The sequence below is a fragment of the Bacillus sp. EKM206B genome (assembly GCF_011066015.1).
In the GTDB taxonomy this organism is placed as follows: Bacteria; Bacillota; Bacilli; order Bacillales; family Bacillaceae; genus Bacillus; species Bacillus velezensis.
In genome coordinates, this window is sequence record NZ_JAAMNL010000006.1 from 157,438 (window position 1) to 173,328 (window position 15,891).

The window sequence follows — 15,891 nt, forward strand, 5'->3', positions numbered from 1 at the left end:
CCCCATTCATTATGGTTCTATCATTTCACAAAAACGGGCGCTGATTCAAATCATGCGTTCGGCAAATGTTCTAATAAATCAGCTCGAGGAAATCTTCCAGCTCTATTTTGCCGAAATACTGTTTCAGATCGATTCCGGCCAGCGCCTCCCTGATAGCGCTTCTGTCATACTGTTTTCCGCTCAGCGCCTGTTCGACTTCACTCACATCTTTCGCACCGAAGAAATCACCGAAAATTTTGCAGTCCTGAATGATTCCTTTTTTCACTTCAAGACGCAGATCAATCGATCCGACCGGATAACGTTTCGAATGCTGAAGGTTGAATGCGGGCGACCTTCCGAAATTCCAGTCCCAGTTTTGATAGCGCTCTTCGGAAATCTTCCGGATCGCTTTCCAGTCTTCATCGGTCAGTTTATATTCCGGCACTTCGGAAAGATCATTTGTATTAAAAATATGGTGAAGCAGATGCTTTTTGAATTCGTCCGCCGTCATTTTATCATCAAGAAACTCGCTGATGTTGGCGACACGGCTTCTGATTGACTTAATGCCTTTTGATTCGATTTTGTCTTTTTTCACTTTTAAGGCTGACACGACATGATCAATGGCGGAATCCAGCATTAATGTTCCGTGGCTGAAAATACGCCCTTTCGTCGAAAATTGAGCGTTGCCGGAAATTTTTCTGCCGTCCGCGACGATGTCGTTTCGGCCGCTTAATTCAGCTTCCACACCGAGCTGGCGCAGCGCCTGAATAACGGGTTCGGTGAATTTTTTAAAATTGTGAAAGCTGTCGCCGTCATCCTTGGTGATAAAACTGAAATTCAGATTCCCGAGGTCATGGTAAACCGCTCCGCCTCCTGACAGCCTGCGGACGACGATGATTCCGTTATCTTCTACGTATTTCGTATTGATTTCTTCTATTGTGTTTTGGTTCTTCCCGATGATAATTGACGGCTGATTGACATAAAACAGCAGGTATGTCTGTTCAGGGTCGAGATGCTTCACGCAATATTCCTCGATCGCGAGGTTGATCCTCGGGTCGGTTATGTTTTGGTTGTCGATAAATAACATGGTGCTCCTCCTTTATTTCTCCCACTTCAATCCGGAAGCGGCGATTGTCACTTCGCCCCCGAACACGGATTCCGCTTCTTCTTTCAGCTTCCGGTGCTCGCCGAAATGAGGCAGATGTGTGAGAATCAGCTCCCCCGCTCCGGCCTCCTCCGCGATACGTCCGGCTTCCAAACTGTTCATATGGCCGGCTGACGTGCCGTCCTGGTCCGCGTAAAAATTGCACTCACAGATCAGCAGATCGGCATTTTCCGCAAACGGGATAAACGCGTCCTGGTAGCTTGAATCAGCCGTATACACAACAGAAGCTGCACCGTCAGTAATCCGCATCGCATAACAAGTGACCGGATGCACCGTTTTCAGGAAGGTAATGGTGAACGGCCCTGCAGAAAGCGGGCGGTCCGGCTGATAGGCCACTCCTTTTGTATGCGTTTTATATGTAAGACGCTCAAACTGTTCTATATCAGCATCATGCCCGTAAATCGGCAGTGCATGCGTTCCTTTTCCGAGAAAGGAGCCGACCTGTTTGGCAAATTGAAGCGGCCCGATATCAGCGATATGATCATGGTGATAATGGGACAAAATGACGGCATCAAGCTCTTCTGCCGGAACATAGGCAAACAGCTTCGATAATACGGCGCTTCCGCAATCAACGAGCAGAGAATAGCCGCCGGACTGAAACAGATAGCCTGAAGTTGCTTCGTTTGCGGCCGGAAACCCGCCGCAGCATCCAATAACTGTAACTTTCATATGACCCTCCGAATGTTTATGATAAAAAGATCCTTTCCTCCAATATACCTATTTTTCGTACAAATTGCATGTTTTAAACATTGTGCCAAAACAGCCGTTGATTTTCCGAAACTGTTATAATACAATGTAGAGACAAAACAATGAAAGAGGGATGGGTATGTTGGAAAAGATGTCGGATTTTTTCAGAAATTTACCCGGTAAGAAATGCGAAGAATGCGGAAATGAGATTGTTGAGCAGTATGAGTGTCACATTAATTTGTGCAATGACTGCTTGAAAATTAAGGATATGTGACAATAGGGCGCCGCACAATTCTAAGTTGTGCGGCGCCCGTTTTTTTCGGCCGTCATCATACTTTCTGAATGGGGAGTTATTCACCATTATTAGCAATTATCTGTACGTTTTAAAATATTCAGTATTTTCAATCTATATTTTTCTATAGACGGATTGTTTTCTTTTCTATTATAATTTGTTCTAATAGCTATCTTTTTAGATACTTATTGCACTTTTTTCTTCGGGAGGTAATCTATGAAAAAATTACGCTTTGGACTAGCGACGCAAATTTTCGTCGGACTCATACTAGGGGTTGTAGTCGGTGTCATCTGGTACGGCAATCCTGCCATTCCAACATATTTACAGCCTATCGGCGATTTGTTTTTACGCTTAATCAAAATGATAGTGATTCCAATTGTCGTCTCCAGCTTAATCATCGGCGTTGCCGGCGCGGGAAGCGGAAAACAAGTCGGAAAATTAGGCTTCAAAACGATTTTGTATTTTGAGATCATTACCACTTTTGCCATTATTCTCGGGCTGGCTTTGGCGAATCTGTTTCATCCGGGAACAGGCGTTAATATACATGAAGCTCAAAAAACAGATATCAGTCAATATGTTGAAACAGAAAAAGAACAAAATAACAAATCTATCGCAGACACATTCCTTCATATCGTACCGACAAACTTCTTCCAATCATTGGCCGAAGGAGATCTGCTTGCCATCATCTGCTTTACCGTGCTGTTTGCACTCGGCATCTCGGCAATCGGTGAAAAAGGAAAGCCCGTATTGGCCTTCTTTGAAGGTGTTTCTCATGCGATGTTCCATGTTGTGAACCTCGTCATGAAAGTTGCGCCGTTTGGTGTTTTTGCGTTGATTGGTGTTACCGTTTCCAAATTTGGGCTCAGTTCCCTGCTTTCACTCGGTAAACTGGTCGGTTTAGTATATGTAGCTTTGGCTTTCTTTCTCATTGTTGTATTCGGAATCGTCGGAAAGCTTGCCGGAGTAAACATTTTCAAATTCCTCGCCTATATGAAGGATGAAATTTTATTAGCGTTCAGTACGTCAAGCTCCGAAACCGTACTCCCCCGCGTTATGGAAAAAATGGAGAAAATCGGCTGTCCGAAAGGTATTGTTTCCTTTGTTGTGCCGATCGGTTATACCTTTAACTTAGACGGATCTGTGCTGTACCAATCTATCGCCGCTTTATTCCTCGCTCAGGTATACCACATTGACTTGTCCATTTGGCAGCAGATTACCCTTGTGCTTGTCTTGATGGTCACTTCCAAAGGAATGGCTGCCGTGCCCGGGACTTCTTTCGTCGTCCTGCTTGCAACATTAGGCGCATTCAACATTCCTGCAGAAGGCCTTGCATTCATCGCCGGTGTTGACCGGATTATGGACATGGCCCGTACGGTCGTCAATCTGACCGGAAACGCGCTGGCATCCGTTGTGATGTCAAAATGGGAAGGCCAATATGATCCCGTTAAAGGCGCGAAGGTCATGAGCCTCGCCAAAACAGAACAAAACACAACCATCTCAGGTTAAAATGAAACCCCTGCACGGAATGATTTCCGCGCAGGGTTTTTTATGCCATCGGCGATAGAACGTACCTGTGCAAAAGCTTCGCCGTATTAAGAAGCGATAATTCATGCGTGCGTTCAAAAGCGTGTGAAGCGTCAATTCCCGGTCCGATCAGCCCGTGGACGATGTCATGGCCCGAACGGATGGCTGCTGAGGCATCAGAACCGTAATACGGATAAATATCAAGCTGATAATCAATGCCATAGCGCTCCGCAAGCCCGGCCAGATGCTTTCTGAGCTGATAATGGTACGGGCCGCTCGCATCCTTCACGCAAATGGAGACGGTATATTCATCCGTAGACTGGCCGTCGCCGATCGCTCCCATATCAACAGCCAAGTATTCGACGGTCTCAGGAGGAATGTTGGAATTGCCTCCGTAGCCGATTTCTTCATTATTAGAAATCAGAAAATGCGTCGTATACGGAAGTTCGATTTTCTCTTCCGTGATGCGGCGGATTAAATTCAAGAGCAGAGCCACGCTCGCTTTGTCATCAAGATGCCGGGACTTAATAAAGCCGCTCGGCGTAATCTGCACGCGCGGGTCAAATGAGATAAAATCGCCGACCCTGATGCCGAGATCGGACGTCTCTTCCTTCGTCCGGACAGGTTCATCAAGGCGGACTTCCATATTCTCCTGATTTCGCTCTGCCTTGCCGGCGTCCTTGTAGACGTGCACTGAAGTCTGATGCATTAAGATGGTGCCTGTATAGGTTTTGCCGGAAGAAGTTTGAATCTCGCAATATTCCCCTTCAATTGAGTGATATCGGAAGCCGCCGATCAAGTCAATCTTCAGCCGGCCGTCCGCCTTTATTTCCTTTACCATCGCGCCGAGCGTATCGACATGCGCCGTCAGCAATCTGTGTTTCTTGTCATCACGACCGGGAATTGTGACAAAAAGACCGCCTTTGCGGTTTCTGTAAGAGGAGACGCCCCATTCTTTTAAAAGGCTTTCTGTATAGGCGATAACCTCGTATGTATTGCCCGTCGGACTCGGAATCGACACCAATTCTTTAATCAGTTCCATCGTATATTTCATATTTACCACAGGTCATTCCTCCTATCAATTTTATTCTTCTTAAAATATACTCTTTTGATCCACAACCCGTCCAATCTTTTCCTTCTCTTTTTTCATAGAATGAAGGGAGCATGAGCATAGGAGGGAAATGTATGATCAGCCGTAAACCGCACAAGCGGAAAAGATTTCATAATGATTGGTTTGAGGATTGGTTTGAGGATAATTGGTCTGGTGCAGCCTTCTGGGGCTGTAAAAAAGAAAAAGATCACTGTAAAAAGAAAAAAGAAGACCCTTGTAAAAAGAAGAAAGATAAAAAGAAGAAAGATAAAAAGAAGCATCATCATTCATGCTGCCGCTGCCGTCATTGGTAATCGTTCACACAAGCCCGTTTTACAAATAGATTCTCATGCTCCCCAAACAGCGGATGCTGCTTGGGTTTTTTTTATTAAAATTAGTACCAAGTAATAATATCAGGTGTTATAATCTGATATAAAGGAGTGATTTTTTCATGTCAAAATCTAAAATTACAGCAATCGGTACATATGCTCCGGCACGCCGATTAACAAACGCGGATTTGGAGCGCATCGTCGATACATCTGATGAATGGATCGTCCAGCGCACCGGTATGAAGGAAAGACGCATTGCCGGCGAACATGAATTCACATCGGATTTGTGTGTGGAAGCGGTGAAAAACCTTGCAGAACGTTACAGCGGAACTCTTGATGATGTCGATATGATCCTTGTCGCCACAACGACGGCGGACTATGCGTTTCCAAGCACCGCGGCACGCGTGCAGGCTTACTTCGGCTGGCCGCACACGGGGGCGCTTGATATTAACGCCACATGCGCCGGACTCACTTACGGCCTTCAGCTCGCAGACGCATTAATTACCGCCGGTTCCCATCAAAAAGTGATTGTCATTGCCGGTGAAACATTATCAAAGGTAACGGATTATACTGACCGGACGACCTGCGTTCTTTTCGGAGACGCTGCAGGCGCCCTATTGGTGGAACGCGATGAATCAGCGCCGGGCTTTTTGGCAGCCGTGCAAGGAACAGCGGGAGGAAGCGCGGACGTGCTGTATCGCACGGGACTGAGCACAGAATTAAACGGCGAGCCGCTTAAAGGCGGAGGAAACATGGTGCAAAACGGGCGCGAAGTATATAAATGGGCGGCCAGAACCGTGCCTGAGGAATGCAATGCCCTTTTAGAAAAAGCCGGCTTTTCAAAAGACGATCTGGATTGGTTCGTTCCTCACAGCGCCAACATGCGGATGATCGAATCCATCTGCGAAAAGCTGCCCTTCCCGCTTGAACGGACGTTGACAAGCGTTGAATATTACGGCAACACTTCATCGGTTTCTATTATTCTCGCATTGGATGAAGCTGTGAAAGCAAAAAAACTGTCGGAAGGCCAGACGCTGGTATTATTCGGGTTCGGCGGCGGATTGACGTATACCGGACTGTTGGTGAGATGGGGATTTTAATAGTACGACGATCGAAATTTAAAAAAAGAGGCCCTGAGCATCTGCTCAGAGCCTCTTTTTCTTATGCTGTTATTTCTTCTTCCGTTTTGTGTTCTTTTTTGCTTTGCACCGTAAAATACACGATGGTCAGCGCGATCATGACAACGGCGATGCCCAACAGAATGGATGCCTGCTGCCACATGTAGCCGTAGTCGCCATTTGAAATGACGGCACGGAACCCGTTGATGCTGTAAGTCATCGGCAGTGCCCCGTGAATCACTTGATAGAATCCCGGCAGGAGTTCAAGCGGGAAGGTTCCTCCGCTTGCCCCGAGCTGGAGCACCAGAATGATGACAGCGATAAAGCGTCCCGGATTCCCCATCGTTGTCGCCAATAATTGGATCATCGACAGGAACGCGATGCTGGTAATCATCGTAAAGAGATAGAATCTCCACGTGCTTTCCACATCAAGCCCGATTCCTTTTAACAGAACCGTGGCGACAATAACGGATTGAATCAGTCCGACAAGCAGAATAACACTGAATTTGCTGAGGAACCATTCAAAACCGTTTCTCGGACGCCCTGAAGCTTCACTCAGAGGGAATACGACCGTCAGCATCAATCCGCCGACATACAAGCCCATAGAGAGAATATAAGGCGTCAGTCCGGTACCGTAGTTAGGCACGGAATGAATCGCGTTATCGTCCGTTTTTACCGGATCGGCAAACATGCTGTACGTTTTGTCATCTGTCTTAATGTCACCGGTTTGATCGGCCGCATCTTTCAGCTGGCTGGACAATTGTCCGGTGCCGTCTAAAAGCTTGCTTAAACCGGTGCCGAGAGACGCTTGCCCCTGCTCAATTTTGGACGAGCCGTCATGGATTTTGTTTTGCGCGTCCAGCAGTTTCGTTAAGCCGCCTGACACTTGGCCGCTCCCTGACACTAACGCTTCAGATCCTGATTTGAGCTGTCCGAACTTGCTGTTGTATTCGCCGATACCGGCCGTCAGTTTGTTTTGGCTTTCAAAAACAGTCTGCGCTCCGCTGTATAATTTATCAGTTCCCGCTGTCAGCTGGTTAATCGCGTCTTGTACCGCCGCTGCGCCGTTATACAGTTTCGATGTGGATTGAGGCAGTGCTTTCAGCTGATCAGCCTTCGCTTTTACATCTTTGAGCGCGCTTTTTATGACTGACATATCCGGAAGCTGAATATCTCCGCCGGACGGAAGCTGGCTGACGATATTGTCTAAATCCGGAAGGTCAGCCTTCGGAAGCTTCTCATTCAGAAGCTGAACAAGTTTCGCTTTTTGCTCATCCGTTAAGAAATCACTGTCCTTAATCACCTTTTTGACCGCGTCATCCCGGGCATCCAGGCTGTTTTTCAGATCAGAAAGCTTCTTCTTAAACTGCTGCAGGTCCTTTTCAGTCTGTTCGAGCTGCCCAACCGCGTTTTCAATGTCTGACAGGTTGACTGAATTGATCGCATCTTCAAATGCCGCCGCTTTTTGCGACACTTCCTGCGCCTTGCTGTTTAACGCGCTTAATCCATTCGTTAAATCCGGAAGCTTTTGCTGGAGCTGCTTTTGTGCGTCAAGGCTTGTTTTCAGCCCGCTGGCCACTTGGCCTCCTCCTGAAGCAATCTGTCCTGATTTATCTTGAATTTCGGCGCTTGCGCTCTGAAGTTTTGCGATAGAGCTGTCAAGCGTTTGAATTCCGCTTGTCACTTTCGCCGCGCCGTCTGCAAGCTGCTGTGTTTTATCGCCGATGGTGGCGGTGCTTTCAGTAAGCTTCGCTAAATTTTCCTTCAGCTTGGCGCTGCCGTCTTTCGCGTTTTTCGTGCCGTCGTCTATTTTCTTGGCTCCGCTGCTGGCTTTGCCGAGCCCTTTGGCAATATCTTTAAAGTTATCAAAAATGACTTTTGCGTATTGCTCTGTCACTTCTTTCGACACGGAGGCTTTCAGTTTGTCGATCGCCTTTTCCCCGATTGTCGCGCCGACATAGTTTGATCCGGCATTCGTATGATATTTCAGATCCAGCTTCTTCGGATTTTTATCCATTACCGTGCTGGCGTTTTTAGAAAAATCTTCAGGAATCTCGACCAATAAATAATATTTAGCATTTAATAAGTCCTTTAACGATTGATCAAGATCGCTTGAAAAATGCCAATCAAAATTATCATTTTTCTTTAACTCTTTCACAAGGTCGTCACCGATCTGAAGATGTTTCCCTTCGTAGTCCGCCCCTTTATCCTGGTTGACAACGACAACCGGCAGCTGATCCACCGTGCCGTACGGGTCCCAGTACGCCTTCAAAAACACTCCGCTGTAAATCAGCGGAACGAATAATATGGCAATGATGGGGATTAACAGTTTCTTGTTCGTTACAATGTCTTTCCACTGGCTTTTTATTGTATTCAACCCTGTTGCCTCCTTCCGCAAACTGACTCATTTGACAAAACGGTCACGGCACCTAAAAAGTGAAGGATCATCTATTATTTAGATAATCCTTGACCAACATACATTTCCAGCAATTCGGCGATCGTCTCTTTTTCAAGAGGCGGATGGTTTTTTTCCCAGTCAAATATCAGCGCGATGTAGAGCTTGAGCATCACAAAAGCGGTCAGTTCCGGATCACACGGTTTAATGCTTCCGTTTTCAATGGCTGTTTCTATCTTTTCTTTAATGTATGACAGAATGGCCCGCTCCATTTTCGCAATGACATCCTGAACGGCTATTGTACCAATCTCGGCGTTCTCCTGAAAAATTTTAATAGTCAGCTGGTGTGTTTTTCTGAATTCCAAAATCGCGACAAGCGCCCGGTGGACATTTTCGTGAAATGAAAGCTCCGGTTTCATCGCTTCGTCTGCTTGTTCCTTCATTTCTCTTAAAATAGTGGTGAAAATATCATCAAACAGTTCTTCTTTGTTTTTGAAAAACGTGTAGATGGTTCCCTTCCCCACATTTGCAAGCTTTGCCACCAGATCCATTGTCGTTGCTTTGTAGCCGAATTGTGTAAAAGACTTCGTTGCCGCTTCCAGAATGAGCTTTTTCCGATCGACGGACATGTTTCCCACCTCGTTAAATTGACCGTTTGAACGTTTTAGTCATTTTGTACATAAGATAACTTATCACAGTCACAAAGAAGATTCAAATGTTTTCTCTCTTTATTGGTGTTCCCTTTACAGAACGGGAACATGCAAAAAAACCTCCGTTTTACGATAACGGAGGCTGGTACGTTTCAAATAAATAAGCCAGTGAATCGTATACGGCGGCTTTTCCCTGGTCGATACAGTCGGGGATGCCCACCCCTTCGAAAGACGCGCCCGTCGCGTATACGCCCGGATAGGAAGCTTTCAGCGCATCTCTGAACTCTTTGATGCGCTCCTTATGGCCGACATGGTATTGCGGCATGCTTTCGTTCCAGCGGGTCACACAGGTCATTTCCGGTTCGCCATTTATTTTCATTACTTTTTTCAAATCTTCCATTACGATTTTAATGATCTCGTTATCTGAAAGATCTACGATGGATTCATCTCCGGCCTTTCCGACGTACGCCCTGAGAAGCGTTTTGCCCTCCGGCGCCGCGTGCGGCCATTTTTTATTCGTCCATGTGCAGGCCGTGATGGAGAAATCGCTGTTTCTTGAGATAACGAATCCCGTACCTTCATGCTCCATCTTGACGGCTCCCTCAGGAAAACCTAAGGCGACGTTGGCAACGGACGTAGAATGCATGTCTTTGAGACATGAAACCGCCGGCAGATCAGAAAGCATTTTCGCCGCGGCTTTATGCGGGGCTGTCACTATGCATCCTTCCGCATAGAGCACTTTGCCGTTATCAAGCGTCACGGAATATCCTTTCTCCTCGCGGCCGATATGGATGACTTTCGTTCCTTTCATCACCTTTGTCAGCGTAAGCTGCTTTTCCAGCTCCTCCACCAACGTTTGAAGTCCTGTCGTCAGCGTTAAAAACTGGCCCTGCTTTTTGGCCGTCAGCTGCTGTCCCGAAGGCTGCGGACGTGATTTTTTCATACCGAGAATCAGGCTTCTGTGCTTTTGCTCAGTCTGATAGAATTGCGGAAACGTGGACATGAGGCTCAGCTTATCAATATCTCCGGCATAAATCCCTGATAATAGCGGTTCTATTAAATTCTCAACTACTTCGTCACCGACGCGTCTGCGGAAAAATTCACCGAGAGACTGATCTTCCTTCGGTTTGCTCGCAGGCAGGACAAAGTCAAGCGCCGCCCGCGCTTTTCCGGGAACAGAAAATAAACCGGTGGAGATGAACGGAGCGATTTTGGTCGGAATGCCCATCACCGCGCCCTTCGGCATCGGATGAAGCGTCTCATTGACGAGCACGTAAGACTGGCCGGTCGCATTGTTGACGAGCAGATGCTCAAGCCCCAAATCCTTAACGAGCTGCGGCGCGCTTTTTTTCCTTTCCAAAAAAGAATCCGGCCCCCGCTCAATGATGTAGCCGTCTTTATGCGCCGTCTGAATTTTGCCGCCCGCTCTCGGTCCCGCTTCGATCAGGGTGACCTCAAGCGGCAGCTGTTTTTCCTTGATTTCTTTTTCCATGTAGAAGGCGGCGGCTAATCCCGTTATGCCGCCGCCGATGATGACCAGATGTTTTTTATCGCCACTCATTTTTATCGCCTTCTTTACCGTTTAATTCTACTTGTCCAGCTCTTTCAGCACGACCGCTGCAAGCGCGTCGATAAATTCAGGCTGTGCGTTCGGCATGGCCGGACGATAGTAGCTTGCGCCGACTTCTTCGGTCACAGCTTTGCATTCATAATCATTATCGTAAAGCACCTCTAAATGATCGGCAACGAAGCCTGCGGGCACGTATACAAATGCTTTATAAGGATGCTTTTGATACAGCTCGCGCGTGAGATCTTGCACATCCGGCCCGAGCCACGGATCAGGGGTGTTCCCTTCGCTTTGCCAGCCGACTGCGTAATCGGTAATTCCGGCGCCTTCGGCAATCAGTTTTGCGGATTCCTCCAGCTGGTCAGGATACGGATCGCCGTATTCTTTAATTTTTTCAGGAAGGCTGTGCGCTGAGACGATCAGCATCGCGTCATCCCGTTCTTCTTTCGGCATTGACTCATACGTTTTCTTCACCTGGCCGACCCAATAATCAACGAATTTCGGTTCATCATACCAGCTTTCAACAGACTTGATGGTCAAGCCGCCGAGCTTCTCCGCTTCTTCTTTCGCGCGTTTGTTGTATGACTGGACGCTGAATGTTGAAAAATGAGGGGCGAGCACAAGGCTGACAGCTTCTGTAATGCCGTCTTTATGCATGTCCGCCACCGCGTCTTCAATAAACGGTTCAATATGTTTTAATCCGATGTACACTTTGAATGTTACGTCGTCCTGGATTTCATTTAAACGCTGTGCGAGCTTCTCCGCCTGCTCCTGCGTGATTTTTGCCAGCGGCGAAATGCCTCCGATCGCTTCATATCTGTCTTTTAAGTCTTGAAGCATGTGCGGCTCAGGCTTTCTTCCGCGTCTGATATGTGTATAATAACGTTCTATGTCTTCTTCTTTGTAAGGCGTTCCGTAAGCCATGACGAGAAGTCCCATTTTCTTTTTGCTGCTCATTTAGTTAAACACCTCTTTTGATGGTCTGTCTACCTTGATTTTGACAGGAAAATCTTCTTATAACCAACGATCTGCTCAGGAAGATTGTTCCGTTTTTTGGGCCGCGGAGTATTCATGTACAAACGCCGTCAGCTTTTTCAGCGTTGCCGGATTGACATCAGGGAATACGCCGTGCCCTAAATTGAAAATAAACCCGTCCGTTTTCATGCCTTGATCAAGTATCGCTTTCGCTTTTTTCTCGATGACTTCCCAAGGCGCAAGAAGAAGCGACGGATCAAGATTGCCCTGAACCGTTTTTGTAATGCCTTGTTTTCTGGCGTCATCTATGCCGAGTCTCCAATCAAGACCGACGACATCAAGAGGAAGGTCATGCCAATCCCCGGCCAGGTGGCTTGCGCCTACGCCGAACATGATCAGCGGAACTTGCTCTGCTGAAAGCTCCCGGAATATTCTGTCCATCACCGGTTTTATAAACTGCCGGTAATCTTCGCGGTTCAGCGCGCCGACCCATGAATCAAAAATCTGAATGGCTTTTGCGCCGGCATTAATCTGCGCTTTTACATAAACGATAATCATGTCCGCCAGCTTGTCCATCAGCATTTGCCACGCTTGCGGCATACTGTGCATAAACGCTTTTGTTTTGTTGTAATTTTTAGAAGGCCCGCCTTCAATCATATAACTGGCCAGCGTAAAAGGCGCTCCCGAAAAACCGATGAGCGGAACATTCAGCTGTTCGTTTACGAGTAATCGGATCGTTTCCAGCACGTAAGGAACATCCTGTTCGGGATTCAGTTCGCCGAGCTTTTCAATATCCGCAGCAGAGCGCACCGGCTGATCGATCACCGGGCCGATTCCGTTTTTTATTTCAACATCCACTCCGATATAAGGAAGCGGCGTCATAATGTCTTTATATAAAATGGCAGCGTCCACTCCGTACTGCTCGACCGGGAGCCTCGTCACATACGCGCACAGCTCGGGCTGATGCGTAATTTCGACTAAGCCGTACTTTTCCTTCAGCTTGCGGTATTCCGGCTGAGACCTCCCCGCCTGTCTCATGTACCAGACAGGGACGTGATTTGTTTTTTCTCCCCGTGCCGCTTTTAAAAACGTATCATTAAACGCTTCTCGTTTACTCATCTGAATTTCCACCTTTCCTCCTGCAACCATACGTTCGTGTTCTTCGCCCATTACACTATACCTTGTTTTTTCAAAAGCGTATAGAATTGAGGCTTAATGTTCAAAAAATCGCCGAATTCATGATTAAGAAGAAAAAAGCTTCGGCTGAACGTATTCCGTTCCCTCTCCTTCTTGATCCGTCTGTGAATTATATGGAACGACTTTGTATGAAGCTCCTGAAAACAGATTGGCGTACGGTATGTCAAAGCTGCCTTTTCCTTTCACCGAATCCAGAAGTTTGTCTTTTCCGTCTTTATTCTCATATATTCGGTAAACAACCCGATCATCCTTTTGAATATCCCATTTTAATTGAACCGTAATCAGTCCCATCGCCTTAAATGTATAACGGGCCGACAGGGACTTTACCGCCTCCAGCTCAATCGGGCTGCCCAGTTCCTTCACATTTTCAGGCTTTTTGAATGTCCGGCCGTTTTCCCCCGCTTTTGTGACGATATCTTTAAAGAGTCTGACCGGGTATTGGCTTCCGCCTTTCAGGTAATGGGTTTTATCCGTTTTGTCATAGCCCATCCAGACGGCTCCCGTCAGTCCGGGAGTGTATCCCGCAAACCAGGCGTCCTTTGTCGCGCCGGGGACGCCGGGAAATGTGGTCGTGCCGGTTTTCCCCGCCAGGTCACCTTGATAGCTGCCTTGTGAAGCGGTTCCTTCTTTTACGACCTGCTGAAGCATTCTCGTCATATTCCATGCCGTCTGTCCGCTGAAGACGCGCGTTTTGCCGTTTTTAGGCCCGGATAACGTTTCTCCGTCTTCGTCCGTGATGTTCTCTATAAAAAATGGCTTCGTATACATTCCGTTTGCCGCAAAGGTATGATAAGCTCCGGCAAGCTGAAGCGGGGTGACGCCTTCTGACAGACCGCCAAGCGCAATCGCGAGTCCGTTGTCAGAAATGTTCATGCCGTTTTTCTCAAGATACGATTTTCCCGTATCCACGCCGATCTGCTTCAATGTCCAGACAGCGGGCGCATTTATGCTGTAAGTGATCGCATCCTGCATCGTCACTTCCCCCTTGTACTGTCCGTCATAATTTTTCGGTTCATACCCGTCGTAGGACGTCAGTTTGTCTTGGAGAAGCGAATACGGTTTGAACTTGTCTTCCTGCATGGCGGGCCCGTATACGGCAATCGGCTTAAACGTTGAGCCCGGCTGCCGCTTCGCCGTAACCCTGTTGTATCCTTTTGTCACGTAGTCGCGTCCGCCGACCGCCGCGCGCACGCCTCCGGTTTTATTATCAATAAAGACGGCGCTTCCCTCTGCCGCCTGATCCGTCCCCGGGAAATAGCCGCTTTCCTTCATGAGGGTGTATGCCGTTTTCTGCAGCTTGGAATCAAGTGACGTCCGGATCGTATAACCGCCTTGAAGCAGCTGTTCACCTGACATCGAATAACGGTCTTCCGCCTCCTTGATGACAAGATCAATATAACTGTCAAACCAAGGCGTTTCTGATGTTTTCTTGACATGAAGCCCCAATGTCCGGCCCTGGGCTCTGACGGCTTCCTTGGCGCTGATATAGCCTTGGTCGTTCATCATTGCAAGAATCGTATCGCGGCGTTCTTTATTTTTATCCGGATGCTGAATCGGCGAATAAAGAGATGGCGCCTTCGGAATCGCTGCCAGAACGGCTCCTTCCGCAACGGTTAAATCTTTTACTTCTTTATTAAAGTAGTAGTGGGACGCGGCTTGAATGCCGTAAACGCCATGGCCGAAATAAAGCTGGTTCAGGTACATTTCAAGCAGCTTGTCCTTGCTGTAATCACGCTCAAGATTGATGGCGATAATGACTTCCTTCGTCTTGCGCAAAAATGTTTTATCATGAGTCAGAAAAATGTTTTTCGCCAGCTGCTGGGTGATCGTGCTGCCGCCCTCCACCTTGCCGCCTGCTAAAACATCCCGGAACACCGCCCGGCCGACAGACTTCACATCAATGCCGTGATGTTCGTAAAACCGTTTATCTTCAACGGCGATAAAGGCATCTCTCACATCTTCCGGAACCTGCTGAATGGATACCGGCTCGCGATTTTCCGTATAGAGGCTCGCGATTTCATCACCGTTTTGATCGACGATTTTTGAAGATGCGTGCAGTATTAATTTCTTTTCATCGATGACATAATGGCCGAGAAATATAATGATAATGTATCCGATTAACGCGAGAAAAGCGGTTGCCGCCGCAATTACAGCCGGAATAAAGAATCTTTTTTTCTTTTTCAGCATAAGTCACCTCGCCTTTCTTAACTTGTAGTATGGGAAATATTGTTTCGAATTATGTCAGAATGAGTCGCCAATAGAAACTTATACCACTCTTTTGATATACTAGCAAGCAGGAGGTGGCTGATATGAAGGTTTATATTACATACGGGACAGCCGATTTTTTAAAGACGATTGCAAAGAAACACCCGAGTGAGAATATGGTGCTGATGCAAGGGGAGGATAATGCGGTTTTAATTCATGAAACAAATGGAGAAACCGTTTTTCAGGCGCCCCATTCCTATGAAAGCATCGACAGCGTCGGGGAAATCAAAAAGCCGGGCTACGCCGTCCTCAACAACATCGCCGTTACCCAGGAAGGCCGTCCGCTGTTTGAAAACCGGTTTAAAAACCGCGCCGGAAAGGTGGAAAATGAACCCGGTTTTCAAGCCATCCGCGTATTAAGACCGCTCGAAGGCGATACGTATGTCATTTTGACCCTGTGGGAAGAGGAAAAAGCCTTTCAGGATTGGCAGCAGTCAAACTCTTATCAGGAAGCTCATAAAAAACGCGGAACATCTGCAGGCATCGACACGACGTCTATTTTCTCCCGCCCGTCTTATGTAACCGCTTATTACGCAATAGACTGAAAACCGCCGGAGATTCTCCGGCTTTTTTGATGTCCCGATTTTACGCATCCTTCTTTGCACCTTCCGCCCGCCTATGAATAACCTGTAGCAATCCTATTTATAAACGGAGTGGT

General features: G+C 47.3%; 14 protein-coding genes. 5 read left to right on the forward strand and 9 right to left on the reverse strand.

Annotated features, from left to right (window positions below):
• Positions 1–70: 70 nt before the first annotated feature.
• Together lplA and G9F50_RS13165 are read right to left on the reverse strand one after the other, a co-directional pair.
• On the reverse strand, positions 71–1,066 hold the full coding sequence (gene lplA / locus G9F50_RS13160) for a lipoate--protein ligase (protein WP_060562108.1): 996 nt from the start codon (positions 1,064–1,066) through the stop codon (positions 71–73).
• A 12-nt stretch (positions 1,067–1,078) separates the two neighbouring features.
• Positions 1,079–1,813 carry an MBL fold metallo-hydrolase gene (locus G9F50_RS13165; protein WP_060562107.1) on the reverse strand — a complete coding sequence of 245 codons (735 nt, stop codon included), beginning with the start codon at positions 1,811–1,813 and terminating at the stop codon, positions 1,079–1,081.
• A 169-nt stretch (positions 1,814–1,982) separates the two neighbouring features.
• On the opposite strand from G9F50_RS13165, the gene yhfH reads away from it, so the two are divergent.
• A complete protein-coding gene (gene yhfH, locus G9F50_RS13170) occupies positions 1,983–2,105 on the forward strand; it encodes a protein YhfH (protein WP_370465857.1) in 123 nt (40 codons plus the stop codon).
• A 234-nt stretch (positions 2,106–2,339) separates the two neighbouring features.
• Positions 2,340–3,629 carry a glutamate/proton symporter GltT gene (locus G9F50_RS13175; protein WP_003155211.1) on the forward strand — a complete coding sequence of 430 codons (1,290 nt, stop codon included), beginning with the start codon at positions 2,340–2,342 and terminating at the stop codon, positions 3,627–3,629.
• A 40-nt stretch (positions 3,630–3,669) separates the two neighbouring features.
• Here the strand turns inward: G9F50_RS13175 and G9F50_RS13180 are convergent, their stop codons facing one another.
• A complete protein-coding gene (locus tag G9F50_RS13180) occupies positions 3,670–4,701 on the reverse strand; it encodes a M42 family metallopeptidase (protein ID WP_241264882.1) in 1,032 nt (343 codons plus the stop codon).
• 131 nt (positions 4,702–4,832) lie between these two features.
• On the opposite strand from G9F50_RS13180, the gene G9F50_RS13185 reads away from it, so the two are divergent.
• Positions 4,833–5,051, forward strand: a complete 219-nt coding sequence (locus G9F50_RS13185) for a hypothetical protein (protein ID WP_017417388.1) — start codon at positions 4,833–4,835, stop codon at positions 5,049–5,051.
• Positions 5,052–5,188: 137 nt separating this feature from the next.
• On the forward strand, positions 5,189–6,166 hold the full coding sequence (fabHB, locus tag G9F50_RS13190; protein ID WP_007409208.1) for a beta-ketoacyl-ACP synthase III FabHB: 978 nt from the start codon (positions 5,189–5,191) through the stop codon (positions 6,164–6,166).
• 61 nt (positions 6,167–6,227) lie between these two features.
• On the opposite strand, the gene G9F50_RS13195 is transcribed toward fabHB, so the two are convergent.
• The 6 genes from G9F50_RS13195 to G9F50_RS13220 form a co-directional block, all read right to left on the reverse strand.
• Positions 6,228–8,561 (reverse strand): YhgE/Pip domain-containing protein, encoded by a 2,334-nt coding sequence (locus G9F50_RS13195; RefSeq protein WP_007409209.1) that lies wholly within the window; start codon positions 8,559–8,561, stop codon positions 6,228–6,230.
• 74 nt (positions 8,562–8,635) lie between these two features.
• On the reverse strand, positions 8,636–9,208 hold the full coding sequence (locus G9F50_RS13200) for a TetR/AcrR family transcriptional regulator (RefSeq protein WP_060562105.1): 573 nt from the start codon (positions 9,206–9,208) through the stop codon (positions 8,636–8,638).
• A 148-nt stretch (positions 9,209–9,356) separates the two neighbouring features.
• Positions 9,357–10,790, reverse strand: coding sequence for a protoporphyrinogen oxidase (gene hemY / locus G9F50_RS13205; RefSeq protein WP_060562104.1), 1,434 nt, complete (start codon positions 10,788–10,790; stop codon positions 9,357–9,359).
• Positions 10,791–10,817: 27 nt separating this feature from the next.
• On the reverse strand, positions 10,818–11,753 hold the full coding sequence (gene hemH, locus G9F50_RS13210) for a ferrochelatase (protein ID WP_003155221.1): 936 nt from the start codon (positions 11,751–11,753) through the stop codon (positions 10,818–10,820).
• A gap of 75 nt (positions 11,754–11,828) precedes the next feature.
• Positions 11,829–12,890, reverse strand: coding sequence for a uroporphyrinogen decarboxylase (gene hemE, locus G9F50_RS13215; protein ID WP_032875175.1), 1,062 nt, complete (start codon positions 12,888–12,890; stop codon positions 11,829–11,831).
• A gap of 123 nt (positions 12,891–13,013) precedes the next feature.
• Positions 13,014–15,155, reverse strand: coding sequence for a transglycosylase domain-containing protein (locus G9F50_RS13220; RefSeq protein ID WP_060562103.1), 2,142 nt, complete (start codon positions 15,153–15,155; stop codon positions 13,014–13,016).
• A 122-nt stretch (positions 15,156–15,277) separates the two neighbouring features.
• On the opposite strand from G9F50_RS13220, the gene hmoB reads away from it, so the two are divergent.
• Complete coding sequence (gene hmoB, locus G9F50_RS13225) at positions 15,278–15,778, forward strand: heme-degrading oxygenase HmoB (protein ID WP_060562102.1); 501 nt, start codon at positions 15,278–15,280, stop codon at positions 15,776–15,778.
• Positions 15,779–15,891: the final 113 nt, after the last annotated feature.